This is a genomic window from Lysobacter sp. TAB13 (assembly GCF_052113885.1).
In the GTDB taxonomy this organism is placed as follows: Bacteria; Pseudomonadota; Gammaproteobacteria; order Xanthomonadales; family Xanthomonadaceae; genus Lysobacter; species Lysobacter gummosus.
Genome location: NZ_JBFRDR010000315.1, coordinates 1 through 391 on the forward strand (window position 1 = coordinate 1; position 391 = coordinate 391).

Genomic DNA, 391 nt, shown 5'->3' on the forward strand with positions numbered 1-391 from the left:
GTCCGCGATATCGGTTTCGATCATCGCCGCCGGCAGCAATCCCGCGCCCTGCCCCGAGAGCACCGCTTTCAGCATCAGGCCTGAATCGTCGAAGGACGGCCCGCGCGGCGCACCGAATTCCTCGATGCCCTGCGCCTGAAACCAGCGCTGCCAGGCCTTTCGCTCGTTGTCATGGACATGCGGCCAATGCGCCAGGCCAGCCGCATCCCTTGGCCGGCCGAGGCTCGCGAGCAGGGCCGGAGCCGCGACGGGAACGACCTCGACCGCAACCAGATGCTCGCTGCGCAATCCCGGATAATGGCCGAAGCCATGGCGGATCGCGACATCGACCCCGTCGCGGCTGAAATCCACCAGTGCAGTACCGGTCACGACCCGCAGGTCGATATCGGGG

At 67.0% G+C, this 391-nt stretch carries 1 protein-coding gene; it reads right to left on the reverse strand.

Annotated features, from left to right (window positions below; all coding sequences use genetic code 11):
* A partial coding sequence (locus tag AB4Y92_RS26325; protein ID WP_441822302.1) for a LysR substrate-binding domain-containing protein occupies positions 1 to 391 on the reverse strand: 391 nt, incomplete at both ends.